The sequence below is a fragment of the Flavobacterium macrobrachii genome, assembly GCF_014486675.1.
GTDB lineage: Bacteria > Bacteroidota > Bacteroidia > Flavobacteriales > Flavobacteriaceae > Flavobacterium > Flavobacterium macrobrachii.
The window spans coordinates 20,799-40,703 of record NZ_JACTAC010000010.1; the positions used below are offsets into that span (position 1 = coordinate 20,799).

Genomic DNA, 19,905 nt, shown 5'->3' on the forward strand with positions numbered 1-19,905 from the left:
TAAATACTAAAATTAAAGTTTTATAACTCCTATTTAACAATTCTGAAGAAAGTTGAACAATAATTATTAAGTCTATACGTTTAGTATAAAAACATTTTAATTTTCAATTGAACATGATTAAATCATTTCATCTTTTTTTCTTATTACTACCTTTTATTCTATTTTCTCAAAACCAAAGTCAATATCCTGATACAATCATTGACTCTTATAATAGTACTTCCAAAACTCGTGATAAGTTTTATGGAGGTTCAAAAGTTCCGTCAAAGAGAATCGCAGTATCTTTAGACTCTCTTTTCTTTAAAAATGACTGCTTCATTAGTTTACCTCAAGACAGCTATATAATTGTTGGATTTACTGATAATTACATAATTGATGCACCACAACAGAATGATATTTTTATTGAAGAAGTTGGTGGTGCAGGTGAATATGCTGATGTATTTGTAAGTTCTGATAATTTAGAATATACTTTTTTAGGTGTTGCTGGAGATGGTAGTGTTAATGAATTTGATTTGGCAAAAATCAATTATAAAAAACAAGTTAAATACATTAAAATAATTGGTAAAGACAATAAAGGTTCCTCTCCAGGTTTTGACTTAGGAAGTGTTTATGGATTACCAGGAGCTAATAAATATGAAGAAATTATCATTCTGGAAAACGTATTATTTCAAACCAACAAATCGATTTTATTGGAGCAATCTTTTGAGCCTTTAAATAAATTAGCCCAACAACTTGAAATTAATTTGTCTATAAAAATAGAAATAAGAGGTCATACCGATAACAAAGGTACAGAGGCTAAAAATCAATCACTTTCTGAAGAACGTGCCAAGGTAGTTCTGAACTACCTTGTTTCAAAAGGTATAGCTACGAGTCGATTTTCTTATAAAGGCTTTGGAAGTACACAGCCAATAGCTTCAAATGATACCGCTGAAGGACGTGAAAAAAATAGAAGAGTTGAGTTTATAAAAACCGAATGAAAAGTTTATCTTACCCCAACCATTCCTTAAAATCATTCACACGTTCGCGAGCAAAAGTAAATTTTATTTTTTTTGTAAAAATTACCAATTTTTGGTAACTTTGATTAAAATTAAAAATTATGGGACGAAATACATCTGTTTCTTTGGGAGATTATTTTGAAGATTTTGTAGATAAAAAAGTGAATCAAGGTCGTTTTAAAAATACGAGCGAGGTTATTCGTGCTGGTTTGCGCTTATTAGAAGAAGAAGAAAATAAAATTTTAGCCTTAAAAAATGCTATTCATCAAGGAATTGAAAGTGGAATTGCTGAAAATTTTGATGCAAAAAATCATCTAGAACTTCTAAAAGCAAAGAAAAAAAATGGCTAATTTTTTATTAACCAATAAAGCTGTTGATGACTTATCTGAAATTTGGAATTACACCTTTCAAGAATGGTCGGAAAGCCAGGCTGATAAATATTATTTTCAACTTCTAAGCGATTTTAAAGAGTTAGCAAGAAATCAAAATCTCGGTAAAAATTATTCTGAAATTTCAAAAGAAATTTTTGGATACAAATCTGGAAGACATATCATTTTTTATCGAAAAATAGATAACCAAACGATAGAAATCACAAGGTTTTTACATTCTCAGATGGATTTGAGAAATAGAATTCAGGATTAAATTACCCCAACCATTCCTTAAAATCATTAACGCGTTCACGAGCTACAATTACCTCATCGTCTTTGTAGGTTGGTAAAATCACTTTTAGTCGTGAATTACTGTGCAACTGAATTTCCTTAATCGCTTTCATCGGGATGATGAATTTTCTTGAAACTCGATAAAATAGTTTTGGATCAAGTTCGGTTTCGAGTTGTTCTAAAGTGTTGTCTAACAAATAATCACGATTATCCAATGTATGCAGATATGTTCCTTTGTTTTCGCTGTAGAAACATTCTACTTCTTCAATGGCAATCATTTTCAGTTGTTGTCCCATTTTTATCGTGAAGCGTTTTTTATATTCGCGATCCATTGGGTTAACCAACATTTTTTTAATCATTTCGAAGTCTAAAGACAAACTTGGAGCTGCAACGTTTCTAGCTTTGAATTTATTAACTGCAATTTCTAAATCGTCTTCGTCAATAGGTTTCAACAAATAATCAATACTGTTTAATTTAAAAGCACGCAACGCATATTCATCATAAGCAGTGGTAAAAATCACGGCACTTTTGATTTCGATTTGCTCAAATATTTCAAACGACAATCCATCGGAAAGTTGAATATCCAGAAAAATCAAATCAGGATGTTGGTTACTGTTGAACCAGTTGATAGCTTCTTCAACCGAATGCAACATGGTGTTGACTTGCAATCCTAATTTTTCAACCTTTCTTTGCAATAATCGTGCGGCTGGTTTTTCGTCTTCAATAATAATGATATTCATATTTGATTATTTGTGGATTTGATGATTTGACTTCTAAACTTTATTCTGCGTAAAATGGAACTTTAAATTTGCACTCTATATTGCTTCGTCCATTTCACAATTAATGGTGTGAAAATTACTGTTGGCAGCAACCAACCAACAATACCTGGCAAAAAATGATTATTCACCACGATAAAAGCCGTCAATGCAGCAATATAGGAACCAACCATTCTTTGAATGTGCAATAACAACCAATAGTTTTTTTCTTTGATATTACCTTTATAGACTTTGATGTCTTTTATTGCCATCAAACAACAAACTACTCCAAAAACAAGAAGTACTATTCCAAAATAGACTTTGTTTATCAATAAATAACTTCCGTAAGTAATGAAAAGGAATGCAAAAACTAACATGGTATAAGTCAAAATCCAATCAATAGCTTTTGGTTTTTGTTCTTTATTCAACTGTTTTAAAGAAAGAAACCGTTGTCCTGTTGCGACCATATAAATAGAAAAAACAGCAACAATCAGCAGAAAATCATTTCTATGAATTAATGACATTATGAAACCTGCGAAACCATTTATCAACATACTGTAAAAGAAAAACTTACCAACGCTTTTATGCGTTTTATCGCCTTTCTTTTTGATGATATTTATCGTTCCTGTTAGCAATCCGATGCTTCCAGCGATAATGTGAATAATTAGTAAAATTGTAAAAATAGTTTCCATTGGCGTTTATTATCTATTGGTGATTGAGTTTTAAAATTACTCCCATTTATTGTTCTTTTCTTTCTCCAATAATTCTTTGATTTTCTTTTCTTCCCAGTTTTCACCTAAAATCATCGATGGTAGAAAAACCGAAAGTCCGTGAGCCACTAATCCAATTCCCCAAAAGAAAGGAGTTGACAACGTTTTCCATTGAAAATAACTTTCGCCTTCGTTAACACTTTGTGCATTTACTATAAAAATCATAATGTTTACAACAAGATAAACACCTAAATGAGAATAAAATCCTTTGATTTTCTTTACGCGTTTTGCGGCTTCTTGATATCTAATTTCGTCTTGATTTTCCATGATTAATTGTATTTGTTTTTTGATTTTTCTTCTTCCATAAATTCTCTAATCTTTTTTTCTTCCCAATCTTTTCCTATGAAGGTAAAGAATTTGAAAACCAAAGCAGCGTGAATAAATAGTCCAATTCCCCAACCTAATAGTGACCAAAAAAACCATAAATAGTGTGGTGTGTATTTTAAATTGATAAAAATCAACACTATCATCACTGCGATATAGGAAGAAAGATGAACATAAAACCCTTTGATTTCTTCCACTTGCTTTTTAGCCTTTTGGTATCTTTCGTATTCGTTATTATTCGTTTCCATAATTATTCCCATTTATTATTGGATGTTTTGTCTTTATCCAGTATTTTATCAATTTGCTTTTGTTCCCATTTTGAACCAAAAACTTTTTCAGCAAAAAACACTTGTATTCCTTGAACTACCAAGAAAAAAGTCCAAACCCACATTACAAATTCATTTATATATTTTAGTGGTAAAAAGTTAAATGGTACATTAAAATATGTTTTCAGTATGTAAAACACTATTCCAATAACGTAAATAAACAAATGAGTGTAAAACTTCTTTAATTTGTTTACTCTATCTCGAGCGAGTTGTTCTAAAATACTCTTACTGTCTTGATTTTCCATGGCTAATTCCATTTGCTATTTTGATTGTTTTCTTTCTCAAGAATTTCTCTAATTTTCTTTTCTTCCCACGTTTTTCCATAACCGAAAACTTCAAGTGCGTGAAACGTTAAACCCATTCCCCAACCCAACATTGGGAACCAAAACCACTGAAAATTTGAAGTACTTAGATTTATAAAAATTAAAATCGGGATAACAAAGCAGTAAGAAGTTAAGTTGCCATAAAATCCTTTTAATTGGTTTACTCTATCTTTAGCTTTGGCATAAGCCATATTTTCGTTATAAATATTTTGTGTTTCCATGATGACAATTTGTTTGGTTAAAATTGGAATTTTTACTTTAAAAACTTCTGATGTTTCTTCCACCAAAACTTTTCGTTCTGAAATCAGTGCATAGCGATTAACGATGTTCTGCAGTCCAACGCCTTTTCTATCTTGAAGCACTTCTTTCTTTTGTAAATTATTCTCGATGATTAAATAATTGTTTTCGATATAAATTTTAATGTGCAACGGCTTTTGCTCGCTTACTACATTATGTTTTATGGTATTTTCTAATAAAAGTTGCAATGATAACGGAACGACTTTAGCTTCTAAATTATCAAAATCGGTTGGTAATTCATAGCTGATACTGTTTTCAAAACGCATTTTCAGCAAATTCATATACGTTTTTGCAAATTGCAATTCTTCTTCTACTGGAACTAATTCTTTGTCTTTTTGTTCCAAAACGTAGCGGTAAATTTTGGACAATGAAGTCGTAAATCGTTGTGCATTATCTGGATTTTCTTCAATCAAAGAACTCAATACATTCAAGCTATTGAACAAGAAATGCGGATCAATTTGGTTTTTTAAACTTTCAAACTTTGCTGAAGCAGTTCCAGCAATAACTTTTTGTTCTTTAACCTTGCTTTCATTGTAAGCTTTATAAAAATAAAAGGTATGAAAAGCTAGTGTAACTACAAATGTAATAATGATAGCTGTCAAATAGTTAGCCAATCTTTCTCTCAAAAAGAATTCGGTAAAAGTGGTTCCTTCTATGATTACATCTTCGAAAACACGAAGCAAAAAGATGACTAATAAAGATGATAAAAAGGAAGATAAAAAACCAATTAAAACTCTCCTTGGTGAAAATCTATCGGCTTTGAAGACTTTATCCAAATACATAAATAAAAAAGCATTCACAAGATAAAGTACAACTCCGTATAACATCGTATAACCAAAGTTTGACAACATATTTTGGTCAAATGTTATTTTTCCTCCAACTACATATCGAATTCCAAGCAATACCATAAATATTACAATGGCTATAATTACGGATTTGAATAACTCTCTGATTAATTTTTGAATCATTTCTAATTTTTTAAAGTTTACTGAACTTTCTCTTTATTTACAACCTTTCAACGCTTCTTGCGCTCTATCTAAACCCCAATTTGGTGCAAAAGGTGTATCCGTTTTAAAAGTAGCAAATAATTCAATTGATTTTGCAATTTGCGCACACATTGGTTTTGTATCAGCTCCAGACCATTTTGCACCACCAATTTCAAACTCTGCTTTGCAGAACATTACTCTTGGATTGTTTGGCGCAATTGCTTGAGCTTTATAATATTGTTCCATCGCTAATCCTGAATATTTCATACCATTAGTCATTGGATCTTGTACTAAAATAGCTGTGTAAAGCATTGCTTGTAACACCATAATCTCAGCATTATTTGGAGAAATGACACTTGCTTGGTCGATGGCATCTTGCGCTTTTTCAATTAACGAAGCTACTTTGTCTTTGTTTTTTGGATTGAAAGCTTCAGTAGTATTTACCATTCCGATGTAGTAGTTTGGCAACCAATTTGATTTTTCTGCGGAAGCAATTCTTTCAAATAAAGCGGTTGCTTCTGTTGCTTTTCCTTCACCCCAAAGTGATAATGCTTTTTGCATTCCTGTTTCATATTGTGTTTGTGCTGTTAGCATTGTACTAACCAAAAAAGTAGTGATGATAATAAATGTTTTCATAATTTCTAAGGTTTTAAATTGTTGATTTTTTTAATTGATTAATTGAAACTTGTTGTTTAATTATAGTCCAAAAGTATAGCGGTTCTATTGGCTATAAAATTTATTATTACTGAACTGTCGTTTTTGATGGATGAATTGTTTCTTTTAGCAAATAGTGATAAGCTATACTACTCTTGACTTTTTAATTTTTACTTTTTAATTTTTACTTTTTATTACAAATTATTCAACTGATTATCCTTCATATTATCGCTAATAGTCCAAAAGAAACCTACGAAGAAAAACTGATCGGCTGTTGGACGAATTTCTCTTCTGTCGAATGTTCCGTTGGCATTAACTGTATTCGAATATTCGTAGCCAAACACATTTTGTGTAGCCAAAACATTTGTCGCTGAGAAATACAATATCTTTTGCTGTGTTAATAAATACGACCAACCTAAACTAAGATTGTTGTATCCTTTTGTTCTTCCTGCCATAAAATTTGCCTCGTTTGGATTATTAAATGGTCGTCCAGTTGAAAAACTATTGGTAATACTCAACTGAGATTTTAATTTGTTTATCCACCATTTTGATACTACACTTAAACTATGTTTTGCTACGAAGTTGGGTGTTACTTCCGTTGGAAAGTTTCTATAATCTCGCTGCGTATCGATATACGAATACGAAACCCAATATTCTAAATTCTTGATTGATTTATTGTCTCTCCAAAAAATGTCCAACCCTTTTGCATATCCTTCGCCAGTATTGAAATAGTTGCTATTAAATTGTGGACTATCCGTGTCAAACTTCACTAAATCAGCATAGTCTTTGAAATAGGCTTCTGCTCTAAACGTTCTTCTGTCTTTGTTATACTGATAGTTCAAAATATAATGCGATGCTTTTTCGCTGCTTAAATAATCGGCATATTTCAAATATTCTTGTCGTGGAGCTTGTGTAAAACTTCCATATGCCAAAGAGAACTGACCGTTTTTAGAAACTTTATACGCCATTGAGACACGAGGAGAAAGTACTGTTTCATTTAGCAAATCGTTATTAGAAAGTCGAGCACCAAGTTTCATTGCAAAGTTTTTTGAAAAGAAAATATCGGTTTCCGCATAAGCTGCCACGATATTTGCATTGTAACCAATAGCAAACGTATCACCTAAATTTTCTTTAAAACTTTCGTCAAATTTTGTGATGAAATAATCTGCACCAAACGTCAACTTCACTCTATCAGAAAATGATTTTTTCAATCGTAATTTCATGTGAGAGGAATGTTCATCGTTCTGTGCATCGTCAACATTAATTCCAATTTTGTTTTGACCAAAACCATAACTTAATCCAGTAAAAAACTGCCATTGATTACTCCAATTGGCTTTATATGAAGCATTCAAGTAGAAATTGTTATTATTCAAATCTATTCTAGTTTTGTTTGCTGAGTTGATGCTTTCTTGGTTAATGTCAAACTGAGCCGCATCAAAAGCAGCATATAATTTGAATAAACCATTCTCAAAATTGTATCTATAAACCGCTTCACCCGAAAGTGATTGATACGGTTTGTTCCAATCAGCGTTTTGTGGAATTAACTTTTGATACGGTTCTAAATTGATGTAAGCTGTATTGAAAGAGATAGAATTCTTTCCCCATTTTTGAGTGTTAGCTAATCCTAAACCAACTGTCATTAGTGAAATATCTGTTTTTTCTTCAACCATTTCGTCTTGCGTATTCAATAACAAAACGCTTGATAATGCCTCGCCATATTCTGCAGAATAACCACCAGTTGAAAACGACATTCCACTAAAAAGAAATGGAGAAAATCGACCACGAGTTGGCACATTAGCTGTTGTTGCTCCATAAGGTTGTGCTACGCGAATTCCATCAACAAAGGTTTGGGTTTCATCAGCTTCGCCACCACGAACAAAAAGTCGTCCATCTTCACCAACAGTATTTGTTCCTGGTAGCGTTTGCAATGCCGAAACAATATCACCCATTGCACCAGCAGTCGTCACGATGTCTAATGGTTTCAAAACTGAAACACGTGCTTTTTCGCCTGCGTCAAACGTTCCTGCGGTAACGATAACTGCATCTAAAGTGTTAACACTTTCGCGCATTTTATACGTTTTATTTTTAGCGTTTGTAACATCAATTGAAACTGATATATTTTCATAAGTGATAAAACTAATTACCAACGTTTGGTTGCCAGTAGTCGTTGTTGTGAAAGAGAATTTTCCATTTTCGTCAGACGATGCGCCGTCATACGAACCATCAATATAGATGTTTGCACCAGTGATTGGCTTGCTTTTTTCGTCAAGAACTGTTCCCGAAATTTCGTTTTGTGCTAAAGCCGTTACGCTGATAAAAAATAAAACTAGATTGTAAAAAGTTTTCATAGAGGTTGTATTTTGATGGGACAAAATTGCATCAAGTACAAACACTTTAAAATATTTGTTTACCGAATTGTAGAATTATTGGGATGAAATGTATTAATTATGTTTGTTGTAAATTACTAGTAACAAACTCGCTGGTAATAGTGAGTTATTTGCTTTCACTGGCTTGCATTTAACTATTTCATCTTAAAAATTAAATTTAATAAAAACAGTCTGCACTAATTTTAAAGCTATAAATAGTAGTATTTCATAGTGTTGAAATCACTAAAAAAGATTTTGTTATTTTTTTCAAAATTTAAGTAGGGTAAATTGAAAGTAACTTGTTTTACTAATATAACACAAAATTTATAACTATGAAAAATGTAAAAGCACTTTTGGGTATTTTATTTTTAGTATTGACTATGGCGTCTTGTTCTAGTGATGACAGTACCAGCAACAACGGTAACAATCAACTACGTATCAAAGCAAGCGCTGTATATACGCCAACAGCCAATCGTTCTGCAAACGGTGCAGCGATAAATGAAGATGTAGTTTTAACTTCGTTCAAAATCAACATTAGAGAAATTGAATTTGAATTTGCTGAAGATTATTATGATGACAACGATAATGATGACGACGACGATGATAATGATGGTTATGATGATGATGACAACAGCTATGACGATGACGGATTTTATGGAGATGATGATGAGTTTGAGTTAAGTGGTCCGTTTGAATTAGACTTATTAAATCAAAGTTCAGTAGTTACTACGGTTACTATTCCAAATGGGATTTATGAAGAGGTTGAATTTAAACTTGACAAAAACAACAATAGCAGCTCAGAAATGTTTAATAAATCAATAGAAATTAAAGGTACTATTGGTGGAATTCCATTTGTATTTTGGCACAATGTAGAAGAAGATTTTGAAATTGATTATGAAGATACAAATCAAAATTTAGTTGTTAATAACGGTTCCTATGAATTGGTATTTAATTTTAACTTAAATCAAGTATTAAGTCAAGTAGATATTAGCAATGCTACTGACGGTAATGGCGATGGTTTAATTGAGATTAGTCCAAATGATAATGATGGAAATCAATCATTAGCAAACACTATAAAAAATAAGATTAAAGAATCTTGCGATTTAGATGATTAATATTTTTTATGTTAGTTTAAGACGAAAAACTCCAAGCCTACACTTGGAGTTTTTTAATGAAAATTAGTCCAGATATAAATGTTATTTTGCGATTGATTAATTTGGTTATATTTGCTAGACTAAATCGATATCGTAAATGGAAGAATGTATTTCAGTCTTTGATATGCTTAAAATTGGCGTTGGGCCATCAAGTTCGCACACACTTGGACCTTGGCGTGCTGCTGAACGATTTCTTGAAGAGCTAAAAACCCAAAACAAACTCCAAGCCACTACCCGTGTAAAAGTAGATTTATATGGTTCATTATCTTTAACAGGTAAAGGTCATGCTACGGATTTGGCGGTAATGTTAGGTTTATCTGGTCAAGATCCTGAATATATTCCCATACAAAACATTGCCGGTATCATTAAAACAATAGAAGACAAAAACGAAATCATTTTAGCCAACGAAGTGACTATTCCGTTTTATTTTCTTCAAGACATAACATTCAATAAAAACTTCCTACCGTTTCATGCCAATGGATTAAAATTTACAGCTTTCCTCAATGACGATAGCGAATATGAAGCTACCTTCTACTCCATCGGTGGCGGATTTGTAGTCAAAGAAGAACGCGTAAATGCCCAGAAAAAACACGAAATTAAATGTGCGTTTCCTTATCCTATCCAAAATGCAGAAGAGTTATTAAACTATACCATTGATTTAAATAAATCCATTTCAGAAATCGTTTATGAAAACGAAAAGTCCATGCGCAGTGAAGAAGTAATTCACACCGAACTAATGCGCATCTGGAACACGATGCTGGAATGTATGCATATTGGTTGCCACAGCGAAGGCATACTTCCCGGTGGATTAAATGTTAGACGACGCGCTTTCGATATGCATCAAGGTTTGATTGGATTAGCCAATTATTCCAATCCACAAGAATGGTTAGAACAAATCAGAAAAACGGAAGTAAAGTTTCGTCAAATATTAAAGTGGGTTTCCTGTTTTGCACTTGCTGTAAATGAAGTCAATGCCGCACTTGGAAGAGTAGTTACTGCTCCAACCAACGGAAGTGCTGGTGTTATTCCCGCCGTTTTGATGTATTATTTAGTTATTGAAAACCACAATGCAGGCGAAAAAGAAATCAAACAATTCTTGATGGTTGCTGGAGAAATTGGAAGTATTTTCAAAAAAGGTTCAACCATATCTGCTGCAATGGGTGGATGTCAAGCCGAGATTGGCGTTTCATCAGCTATGGCTGCTGCAGCTTTGTGCGAAGTAATGGGCGGAACACCAGACCAAGTTCTCATGGCTGCCGAAATAGCGATGGAACATCATTTGGGATTAACTTGTGATCCAATTGGCGGATTAGTTCAAATTCCGTGTATCGAACGTAATACTATGGGTGCAATCAAAGCTATAAATGCAGCCGAACTCGCTATGGAAACTGATGCTAAAAATGCAAAAGTACCATTGGATAAAGTAATTGACACCATGTGGCAAACAGCAAAAGATATGAATTCTAAATACAAAGAAACTTCTGAAGGTGGATTGGCTGTAGCTGTGAATATGGCGGATTGTTAATCACAAAAGAAAACGGAAACCATTTTTTAAGTGGCTTCCGTTCCTAATTTAATTGTTAATTACAAAGAATTATTGATGTAATAGCTTATTCATTATTTGATATAAACTTCAATAATTCCATTAGCATCTTTCAACTTTAATTCACTAAGAGTTAGATTAACAATATCTTGTGTTTTCGTCACTCCATCAACAACTCTAGTCAGATTGTTGTGTGATCTGGAATAAATACCTTGATTTGTAAACAATGCACATGGATCAATGGCAGAATCATAATCGCCTTCTTCCAAAGTATTGTCTGTTTTCAATTGGATAAAATCTTTATCACATCCTTCCTGATTTTGGGGTGCATCAATTAAAACTTCACTACCATTTACGATGGTTCCTACTTTACTGATGTTCCATTTACCGGTTATTGGAGCTAATGTTTCGCCATCGTTGTCATCATCACTACAAGAAATAGTAATTAAACTAAAAATACCAACCATTAAGACAAACAACATTGTTCTACTTTTTATGCTTTCTCTGTTCATAACATTTTTTATTATTTTGTTAATTACAAAGTTAGTTTTGAAGTCAGCGAAACATATTATACAATTATTTTTATTACTTGTATAATTATATGTATTTTAATAAAAAGTAGTGATAGTTCTTGTGGATAATTTTACTTACTCACTTTCAACTGTTTAATTTCTTTTTTCAAAACTTCGATTTCAGTGCTTAGTTTTTCAAATTCTTGACGATTGGTTTTTCTTGCTTCGATGGATTGATAAATTTTAAGCTTTGCATTTTGTATTCCGTAGTTCTCAAGTTTTTTTTCAACTACGTTTTGAAGCAATTCATCATATTGTTCAACCATTACGTCAACCTCAATTAGTTTGGATTTATCATCAATTTTTGTTTGAACAACATGGTATTTAGCATCTATTTCATTGGTAACAAATTGATTGGCTTTTGCAGTAAAAATATTTGCGACAGCAAAATTATAAGCTAAATATACCGCTGGAACTATGGCGAGAAATATCAATACTCCAAACCAACTGTTTACATTTTTTACATTATCAGAAGAATGTGGTTTAAACTTCAAATACTTGACAATGATGTAACTTCCAACGCAAATAAAAAGTGCGTTTATAAAATAAGTATAAAGTCCGCCAACAAAGTATTCCCATTGCAACGTTGCCAATCCAAAACTTGCTGTACACAATGGCGGAATACATGAAGTAGCAACAGCAACACCAATTAAAACCTGCGTTCCGTTATGACGAGAAATTGCTATAAAACCAGCCATTCCGCCAAGAAATGCTAATAAAACATCAAAAATAGTTGGATGCGAAAATGATAATAATTCATCGGTTGGAATAGCATAAGGCGTAATTAAGTAATATATTGTTGCTACCAGAAGACTTGTCAAAACAATTCTAACTGCGTTTTGAATACTAACTTTCAACAAATCTAAATCGGAAACGCCAAGTGAAAAACCTATTCCAAAAATTGGTCCCATTAATGGCGAGATTATCATTGCACCAATAACAGCTGCTTTTGAATTAATATTTAAACCAATGCAGGAAATAAATATTGCAAACGCTAGAAGCCAAAGATTTTTACCTTTAAAAATAACACCTTCGCGTACTTCTTTATCCGTAATGGTTTCATCTTCTTGACCTCCTTTTAAATCAAAAAGAGAACAGAAATAACGTTTTATGACTTTAGTATTTGTACTCATTTTTCAGAATTGATTGTGATGCTAAATTAGAATTAATACTTAATGCATTACAAGACTGGATAAATATATTTTAAATATTAAACCCAATTCAATCCAATACTAAAAGTACTTCCTAAACCTAATTCACTTTCGACGGAAATGGTGCCGTTCTGTGCTTCAATAAACTCTTTACTGATGGCTAGACCAAGACCAGTTCCCGATTTATTACTTCCTGGAATTTGAAAATATTTATCAAAAACTTTGGATTGATATCGTTTGTCAATTCCTTTTCCATTATCGATAACTTGAAATATAACTTGATTGTTTACTTTCTTTAATTTGACGATAATTTTACTTTGATTTGAGGAATATGTGATGGCATTTGTTAAAAAATTAATTAAAACCCAACCTGTTTTTTCGCTATCTGCTTTTACTTCTGGTAACTCTTTTTCTGTATCAATAATTAACTCTATTTGCTTTTGTTCAGCTTGGACTTTTACTGCTTCAATTGCATAATTGACAATATCATACGGATTACTTTTTTCGATGTTTAGATGAATGTTTCCTGTTTCTAATTGTGAAATATCAAGCAATTCTCCTGTGATTTTTAATAACCGTTGACTATCCTCTTTTATACTTTCGATTAGCTGTTTTTGTTCATCGTTGATAGTTCCTGTTTCCGATTTTTCTAGTAATTGTAAACTTAATTTTATTGAAGAAATTGGAGTTTTTAATTCGTGTGAAACAGTTGCAATAAAGTTTGTTTTTGCAAAATCCAACTCTTTAAAAATAGTGATATTACGCAAAATAATTACGTCGCCAATATCGATAGTTTTATCTTCTCCTGTTGGTGTAATTGTGATATTGACCATTTCTTTTTCAAAATAACTTTCTTTACCATCGGCGAATATTTTTAGTGGTGCTGCTTTTTGAGAACTATTTTTATTATTTAATAATGTTCTAATCAAATCATTTTCTAATGCTAATTTAAGAGCCGATTTTCCAATAACATCTTCTTTTTTTAAACCAATAATTTTAAGAGCTTCATTGTTTATAAATAAAATAACTCCTTCACTATCCAGACCAATTATTGGATCGTGCATATTATTGATTAGCGTTTCCAATCGTTTCTTTTCAAATGTCAGTTTATGCAAATTACTATTGGAGTATTCTTCTAATTTTTCAGCCATTGTATTAAACGATTTTGCCAAATCTCCATATTCGTTATGATTATGAAAATGAACACGTTCGGAATAATTTCTATTGGCAATTTCTTTGATACTAGCGGTTAATTCTTTGATTGGGTTGGCAATATTATTGGGTAAATTAACCAACAAATTAAATGCAATTAAAAAACATAATGAACCAACAATTGCAATCCATAAATTAGCCGTTTCTGCCGTTTTCTTTGCAATATCACCTTTCACTTTTATGGCATTCATGTTGAGTTTCATAATCTCAAAGATGTCATTTCTAATTTGAGATTTTAAAGTAGCATTGTTTCTATCTTGCTCTAAAATTTGAAATTTCCTTTGTAAATCATAAGTAACTTTATCTTCTCCAACTTCTGAAATATTTGCTATTTGTTTTTTTAAATTGGTTTCAAATAACACAATCGCTTTCGTTTCATTAACTTCAATTTCATCTAATGAAGAAAGCATATTTCGAGAATATTCTAAAGTTTCATAATTGGCTTTAAGAATATTTTGAGTATCTTTTTTTATCGAATAAATGTAAAAGGCACTCACTAATGAAAGGACAATTATTAAAACAAATAATAATCCAACGCCTAAATTTAATTTGGTTTTTATTCTCATCAGGAAAGAATTACTAGGTCAATATTAGAAGATGATAAACTATTCAATAATTTATTGAATATACTGGTAGACAAAATTACTTTAAATAAATTTAAGTGAGGTTTTCCAATACAAACGGTTGTTATTTTTTTTTGTTCGACAACGTCTAAAATGGCATCGGTTATTTTTGCGTTTTCAACTTTGATAATTTCTGCACCAAGTTCGGTGGCTAACTTGAAATTATTTATCAAATGACGTTGTTTGTCTAAAGCAATTTTATCGCTACTTTCTTTGGGAGTTTCAACATACAAAACATACCAATCACTGTTATAATAACTAGCTAAACGAGCCGTTTTTCTGATTATAATTTTGGCAGTTTTATCGTTACTACTGATACACGCTAAAAGCTTTTCGTGTCGTAACGCTACATTTTTTGGTACTTCATTTTCTACCTTTCGAACTACTTGACTGGCAACTTCTTTCAAAGCCAATTCGCGCAATTGTAGAATTTGATCTGATTTAAAAAAATTGTTTAACGCTGCTTGTATTTTGTCTTCAGTATAAATCTTTCCTTCTTTTAATCTGGAAATCAATTCATCTGAAGTTAAGTCAATATTTACTACTTCTTCAGCTAATCTTAATACATTGTCTGGAACTCGTTCTTGTACATCAACATTGGTAATTTGTTTTACATTTTGATTTAAACTTTCAATGTGCTGAATGTTGACCGCTGAAATTACATTAATTCCTGCTTCTAAAATTTCCAAGACATCTTGCCAACGCTTTTCGTTTTTGCTTCCTTCAATATTGGTGTGTGCCAATTCATCTACAATTACAATTTCGGGACGAAGATTAATGATGGCTTGCACGTCCATTTCTTCCAATTCTTTTCCTTTATAGAAAATAGTTCTACGCGGAATAACTGGAAGTCCAGCTAATAATTCGTGGGTTTCTTTTCGATTATGCGTTTCTATATATCCGATTTTGACATCGATGCCTTTTTTTAAAAGTGTATGTGCTTCTTGTAGCATACGAAATGTTTTGCCCACGCCAGCACTCATTCCAATGTAGATTTTGAATTTTCCTTTTCTCGATTTTTGAATTAAATCTAAAAAATGCTTTACACTTTTTTCTTTTTCAGCATCCATGATTTTTGGATTTGTAATTTGTATTGTTGTATACTGTATTATTGTATACTAATCTGAAAATCAATATACAATAATACAATATGCAGTTTATAGTAGTTTAAAACGAAATAGCCAATGAAGTTGTCAAAAAAGTATTGCTATCCGTCGGGTTTCCATCTTTCAAAAAGATATCATCTTTACTTGATAAATTTCTAGCTTCAACTCTAAACATCACATTATCTGAAACTAGATAATCAAAGTTGGCTGAAAATCCATAAGTTTTAAATCCGTTTTCAGTTCCCGTTGCAATAATTACACCGTGTTTGTCTTGATAATATTCACCTCTTCCTGCCAATTGAATTTTAGCAGTTGGCTTGTATTGCACAATTACAACTGGCGAATACCAAACATCATAATCGCTACTTCCGTTTGCAGTTTGTTGCGCTCCAATATCAAAACCGGCAGTTACATTGGTTTTATCAGAAACTTTAAATTGTCCGTAGAAATTATTGAAATAACGCCATTTTCTATCGTTATCTGGTTGTTCGTTTCCTGCATAAGTACTCCAATTCAAAGTAACTTTTCCTGAAGGTTTATACGTAATTTGCGTTCCAAAAGCAGGTGTTTGATTGCCTTCTATTTTTTGAATACGTTGCCAACCATTCAAATACATGGCTGCTAAATACCATTTTTCGGATGAAGAAGTATAACCGACTTTTACACCTGCTTCATAATAAGGAGAGTTATCGGCTAAAATACTTCGGGTTAAGTTCATACAATCTTTTCCAATGGCACTTTCAAAACCGATGTGCGAAGGCATAATTCCGGCATCAACCCATAAATTATGTTTTGAAGAAATTTTAACTCCTACATTGGCTTCAAAAACATTACGCAATAAATCTTGTTCGGCTGCCAAGTTGTATTGGGCATAAGTTCCTGCCATTATAGCCAAATTTCCTCGCACGTTATCTTTTGCATAATTTACTTTGGCAAAACCTAAATTGAGGTTTACTTCGTTATGTCTGTTATAACTGTAGAAAAAACTGGGTCTTTCATGGTTGTCTGGATTTCCAAAATCATAGCTGTAATACGTTTCAATATATCCAGAAAACGTTAATGGACTTTTTTCTTTTTCTACTTCTTGAGCATTAACTATTGTAAATCCGAAAGATATTAATGCTATTGCTATTATTTTTTTCATTTTTTTATTGTTTTTATTTTCCTAATTACTAATTGAGTTTTGTTTACTACTAATCGAGTTTTGTTTAAACCTAATTGAGTTTTGTTTAAACCTAATTGAGTTTTAATTATACCTAATTGAGTTTTATTTAAACCTAATTGAGTTTTGCTTAAACCTAATTGAATTTTGCTTAAACCTAATTAAGTTTTGCTTAAACCTAATTTAGTTTTGTTTAAACCAAATCGAGTTTTGCTTATTACTAATCAAGTTTTGTCTAAATCAAATCGAGTTTTGCTTATTACTAATCGAGTTTTGCTTAAACCAAATCGAGTTTTGCTTATTAATTAGTATTTCAATTAATCTAAAGCTATGTTCAATTCTAAAACATTTACTGTTTCTGTTCCCATAACTGTTGGTTTGTTAGTCATTTTTTCTACTAAAGCTTTTACTTTTTCTTCAGGCAACTTTCTTGCTTCAGCTACTCTTTTTACTTGAATTAAAGCACCTTGTGGTGATATATTTGGATCCAAACCACTACCTGAAGCTGTAACCATGTCAGATGGAATGTCCGCTTTTTTCAAATAAGGATGAACTAATAGAAAAGTATCAATTCGTTTCTGAACTTGAGCCAAATAATCTTCATTACTTGCACCTTTATTACTTCCTCCACTTCCAGCAGCATTGTAATCTACGGCTGATGGTCTTCCCCAAAAATAGTTTGCTTTATCAAATTTTTGACCTATTTTTTGATAACCAACTACTTTTCCGTTTACCGAAATGGTTTCGCCTTTACCTTTATTTGGTGCTAATTGCGCTATTCCTAACATGGCTAAAGGATAGATTACTGCAAACAAAATTACTATTAATGCTGTGAATTTAATTATTGCTATTGTATTTTTCATTTTCTATAAATTTTAAAAGAACATTGCTACTACTAAATCAATCAATTTGATACCAATAAATGGGATAATAATTCCACCTAATCCATAAATTAAAAGATTTCTTTTTAGAATGGCACTTGCTCCAATTGGTTTGTAATCCACACCACGTAATGCTAACGGAATTAGTATTGGAATTATAATGGCATTAAAAATTACCGCTGATAAAATGGCACTTTCAGGACTATGCAGTTGCATAATATTCAATCCTTGCAACGCTGGAATTGAAGCAATAAAAAGAGCAGGAACGATAGCAAAATATTTGGCTACATCATTTGCAATTGAGAAAGTAGTTAGCGTTCCTCTTGTCATTAAAAGTTGTTTTCCAATTTCTACTATTTCAATTAATTTGGTTGGATCATTATCTAAATCCACCATATTTCCAGCTTCTTTTGCGGCTTGCGTTCCACTATTCATGGCTACTCCAACATCGGCTTGCGCCAAAGCTGGAGCATCATTGGTTCCGTCACCCATCATTGCAACCAGTTTTCCGCTTTGTTGTTCGTTTTTGATGTAGTTCATTTTATCTTCGGGTTTTGCTTCCGCGATAAAATCGTCTACTCCTGCTTTTTCTGCAATGAATTTTGCTGTTAATGGATTATCACCTGTAACCATAACGGTTTTTACACCCATTTTTCGCAAACGGTCAAAACGTTCTTTCATTCCGGTTTTGATGATGTCTTGCAATTCTACAACACCTTGAACTTGACTGTTTTTAATTACTACTAAAGGCGTTCCACCATTAGAAGAAATTTCAATGACTTGTTTAGCTGTATCTTCTGGGAATGTATATCCTGCTTGTTCCGAAATGTTTTTGGCAGCATCTTGAGCACCTTTTCTAATATTAGTTCCATCTTTTAAAACTACACCTGAAGTTCTAGTTTCGGCTGTAAATTTGATTAAAGTTGCACCATCAATAGAAAGTTTTTGAGCTACTTCATTTCCTGCTAATTCCACAATACTTTTACCTTCGGGAGTATCATCTGCCAAAGAACTTAATACGGCTGATTGAATAAACTCTTCTATAGAAATACCATTTGTTGGATAAAAATTAGTAGCTTTTCTATTTCCGATTGTGATTGTACCTGTTTTATCTAACAATAAAACATCAATATCACCTGCTGTTTCAACGGCTTTACCTGATTTTGTGATAACGTTTGCACGTAAAGCTCTATCCATTCCAGCAATACCGATAGCTGATAATAAACCACCAATTGTCGTTGGTATTAAACAAACAAAAAGTGAGATGAAAGCAGCGATTGTTATCGGTGCATTTGCATAATCTGCAAAAGGTTTTAGTGTTACACAAACGATTACAAAGATTAAAGTAAAAGCTGCTAATAAAATAGTTAACGCAATTTCATTGGGTGTTTTTTGACGAGTGGCGCCTTCTACTAAAGCAATCATTTTATCTAAGAAACTTTCGCCAGGTTCGGTTGTTACTTTTACGGTTATTCTATCACTTAACACTTTTGTTCCACCAGTTACAGAACTTTTGTCGCCACCAGCTTCACGAATAACTGGTGCGCTTTCTCCTGTGATTGCACTTTCATCGATAGTGGCTAAACCTTCAATAATTTCACCATCGGTTGGGATAATATCACCTGCTTCACAAAAAAACATATCGCCTTTTTTTAGTTGAGATGAAGAGATCATTTCTATTTCGTGTGAATAAATCTTACCTAATTCTAATACTTTTTTAGCTGGAGTTTCTTCTCTGGTTTTTCTTAAACTATCAGCTTGAGCTTTTCCTCTTGCTTCGGCAATAGCCTCAGCAAAATTGGCAAACAAAAGCGTTAATAATAGAATGATGAATACAATAAAATTATAAATGAAACTACCTTGATTTTGTGCGCCCATTAAGATGGCAATACACACAATAAACATAATGGCAGTTCCAATTTCTACAGTAAACATTACAGGGTTTTTGAACATTACTTTAGGATTAAGCTTTACAAAAGATTGCACTAACGCTTCTTTTACTTGCTTGCTTTCAAATAATGAATTGGATTTATTTTTAGTCATTTTTAT

Annotated in this window: 20 protein-coding genes; 5 read left to right on the top strand and 15 right to left on the bottom strand. The window is 32.1% G+C overall.

The window, feature by feature from the left end:
* Window positions 1-113 precede the first annotated feature (113 nt).
* From IAI56_RS04025 to IAI56_RS04035, 3 genes are all read left to right on the top strand, one after another.
* On the top strand, window positions 114-974 hold the full coding sequence (locus IAI56_RS04025) for an OmpA family protein (protein WP_187656651.1): 861 nt from the start codon (window positions 114-116) through the stop codon (window positions 972-974).
* Between the two features lie 119 nt (window positions 975-1,093).
* Window positions 1,094-1,342, top strand: a complete 249-nt coding sequence (locus tag IAI56_RS04030; protein WP_187656652.1) for a type II toxin-antitoxin system ParD family antitoxin — start codon at window positions 1,094-1,096, stop codon at window positions 1,340-1,342.
* Window positions 1,335-1,634 (top strand): type II toxin-antitoxin system RelE/ParE family toxin, encoded by a 300-nt coding sequence (locus tag IAI56_RS04035; protein ID WP_187656653.1) that lies wholly within the window; start codon window positions 1,335-1,337, stop codon window positions 1,632-1,634. The genes IAI56_RS04030 and IAI56_RS04035 overlap by 8 nt, the downstream gene beginning before the upstream one ends.
* Window position 1,635: 1 nt before the next feature.
* Here IAI56_RS04035 and IAI56_RS04040 read toward each other — a convergent pair whose 3' ends face one another.
* The 8 genes from IAI56_RS04040 to IAI56_RS04075 form a co-directional block, all read right to left on the bottom strand.
* Complete coding sequence (locus tag IAI56_RS04040; protein WP_133532852.1) at window positions 1,636-2,391, bottom strand: LytR/AlgR family response regulator transcription factor; 756 nt, start codon at window positions 2,389-2,391, stop codon at window positions 1,636-1,638.
* Window positions 2,392-2,453: 62 nt separating this feature from the next.
* Window positions 2,454-3,098, bottom strand: a complete 645-nt coding sequence (locus IAI56_RS04045; RefSeq protein WP_187656654.1) for a DUF2306 domain-containing protein — start codon at window positions 3,096-3,098, stop codon at window positions 2,454-2,456.
* Between the two features lie 36 nt (window positions 3,099-3,134).
* Complete coding sequence (locus tag IAI56_RS04050; protein WP_187656655.1) at window positions 3,135-3,443, bottom strand: 2TM domain-containing protein; 309 nt, start codon at window positions 3,441-3,443, stop codon at window positions 3,135-3,137.
* 2 nt (window positions 3,444-3,445) lie between these two features.
* A complete protein-coding gene (locus IAI56_RS04055; RefSeq protein ID WP_239106992.1) occupies window positions 3,446-3,748 on the bottom strand; it encodes a 2TM domain-containing protein in 303 nt (100 codons plus the stop codon).
* A gap of 2 nt (window positions 3,749-3,750) precedes the next feature.
* On the bottom strand, window positions 3,751-4,083 hold the full coding sequence (locus tag IAI56_RS04060) for a 2TM domain-containing protein (protein WP_187656657.1): 333 nt from the start codon (window positions 4,081-4,083) through the stop codon (window positions 3,751-3,753).
* The gene (locus IAI56_RS04065; protein ID WP_187656658.1) at window positions 4,074-5,414 is read right to left on the bottom strand and encodes a 2TM domain-containing protein; all 1,341 of its coding nucleotides are present in this window, start codon (window positions 5,412-5,414) and stop codon (window positions 4,074-4,076) included. The genes IAI56_RS04060 and IAI56_RS04065 overlap by 10 nt, the downstream gene beginning before the upstream one ends.
* A gap of 33 nt (window positions 5,415-5,447) precedes the next feature.
* Window positions 5,448-6,068, bottom strand: a complete 621-nt coding sequence (locus IAI56_RS04070; protein ID WP_187656659.1) for a hypothetical protein — start codon at window positions 6,066-6,068, stop codon at window positions 5,448-5,450.
* Between the two features lie 212 nt (window positions 6,069-6,280).
* Window positions 6,281-8,434, bottom strand: coding sequence for a TonB-dependent receptor (locus IAI56_RS04075; RefSeq protein ID WP_187656660.1), 2,154 nt, complete (start codon window positions 8,432-8,434; stop codon window positions 6,281-6,283).
* Between the two features lie 350 nt (window positions 8,435-8,784).
* Between IAI56_RS04075 and IAI56_RS04080 the strand changes: the two genes are divergently transcribed.
* Window positions 8,785-9,567 carry a hypothetical protein gene (locus tag IAI56_RS04080; RefSeq protein ID WP_187656661.1) on the top strand — a complete coding sequence of 261 codons (783 nt, stop codon included), beginning with the start codon at window positions 8,785-8,787 and terminating at the stop codon, window positions 9,565-9,567.
* Between the two features lie 136 nt (window positions 9,568-9,703).
* Complete coding sequence (locus tag IAI56_RS04085; protein ID WP_187656662.1) at window positions 9,704-11,131, top strand: L-serine ammonia-lyase; 1,428 nt, start codon at window positions 9,704-9,706, stop codon at window positions 11,129-11,131.
* A gap of 92 nt (window positions 11,132-11,223) precedes the next feature.
* Here IAI56_RS04085 and IAI56_RS04090 read toward each other — a convergent pair whose 3' ends face one another.
* The 7 genes from IAI56_RS04090 to kdpB form a co-directional block, all read right to left on the bottom strand.
* Window positions 11,224-11,661 (bottom strand): lipocalin family protein, encoded by a 438-nt coding sequence (locus tag IAI56_RS04090; protein ID WP_222940965.1) that lies wholly within the window; start codon window positions 11,659-11,661, stop codon window positions 11,224-11,226.
* A gap of 131 nt (window positions 11,662-11,792) precedes the next feature.
* Window positions 11,793-12,854 carry a DUF389 domain-containing protein gene (locus IAI56_RS04095; RefSeq protein ID WP_187656663.1) on the bottom strand — a complete coding sequence of 354 codons (1,062 nt, stop codon included), beginning with the start codon at window positions 12,852-12,854 and terminating at the stop codon, window positions 11,793-11,795.
* A 77-nt stretch (window positions 12,855-12,931) separates the two neighbouring features.
* Entirely contained in the window at window positions 12,932-14,650 is a 1,719-nt protein-coding gene (locus IAI56_RS04100; protein ID WP_187656664.1) for a sensor histidine kinase, read from the bottom strand.
* Entirely contained in the window at window positions 14,650-15,777 is a 1,128-nt protein-coding gene (locus IAI56_RS04105) for a sensor protein KdpD (protein WP_187656665.1), read from the bottom strand. Before IAI56_RS04105 ends, IAI56_RS04100 begins: the two co-directional genes overlap by 1 nt.
* Window positions 15,778-15,874: 97 nt before the next feature.
* Window positions 15,875-16,957, bottom strand: coding sequence for a porin (locus IAI56_RS04110; RefSeq protein WP_187656666.1), 1,083 nt, complete (start codon window positions 16,955-16,957; stop codon window positions 15,875-15,877).
* Between the two features lie 335 nt (window positions 16,958-17,292).
* Window positions 17,293-17,838, bottom strand: coding sequence for a K(+)-transporting ATPase subunit C (locus IAI56_RS04115; RefSeq protein WP_187656667.1), 546 nt, complete (start codon window positions 17,836-17,838; stop codon window positions 17,293-17,295).
* Between the two features lie 12 nt (window positions 17,839-17,850).
* Window positions 17,851-19,899: a potassium-transporting ATPase subunit KdpB gene (gene kdpB / locus IAI56_RS04120; RefSeq protein ID WP_187656668.1), complete on the bottom strand. Its 2,049-nt coding sequence runs from the start codon at window positions 19,897-19,899 to the stop codon at window positions 17,851-17,853.
* Between the last annotated feature and the right edge of the window lie 6 nt (window positions 19,900-19,905).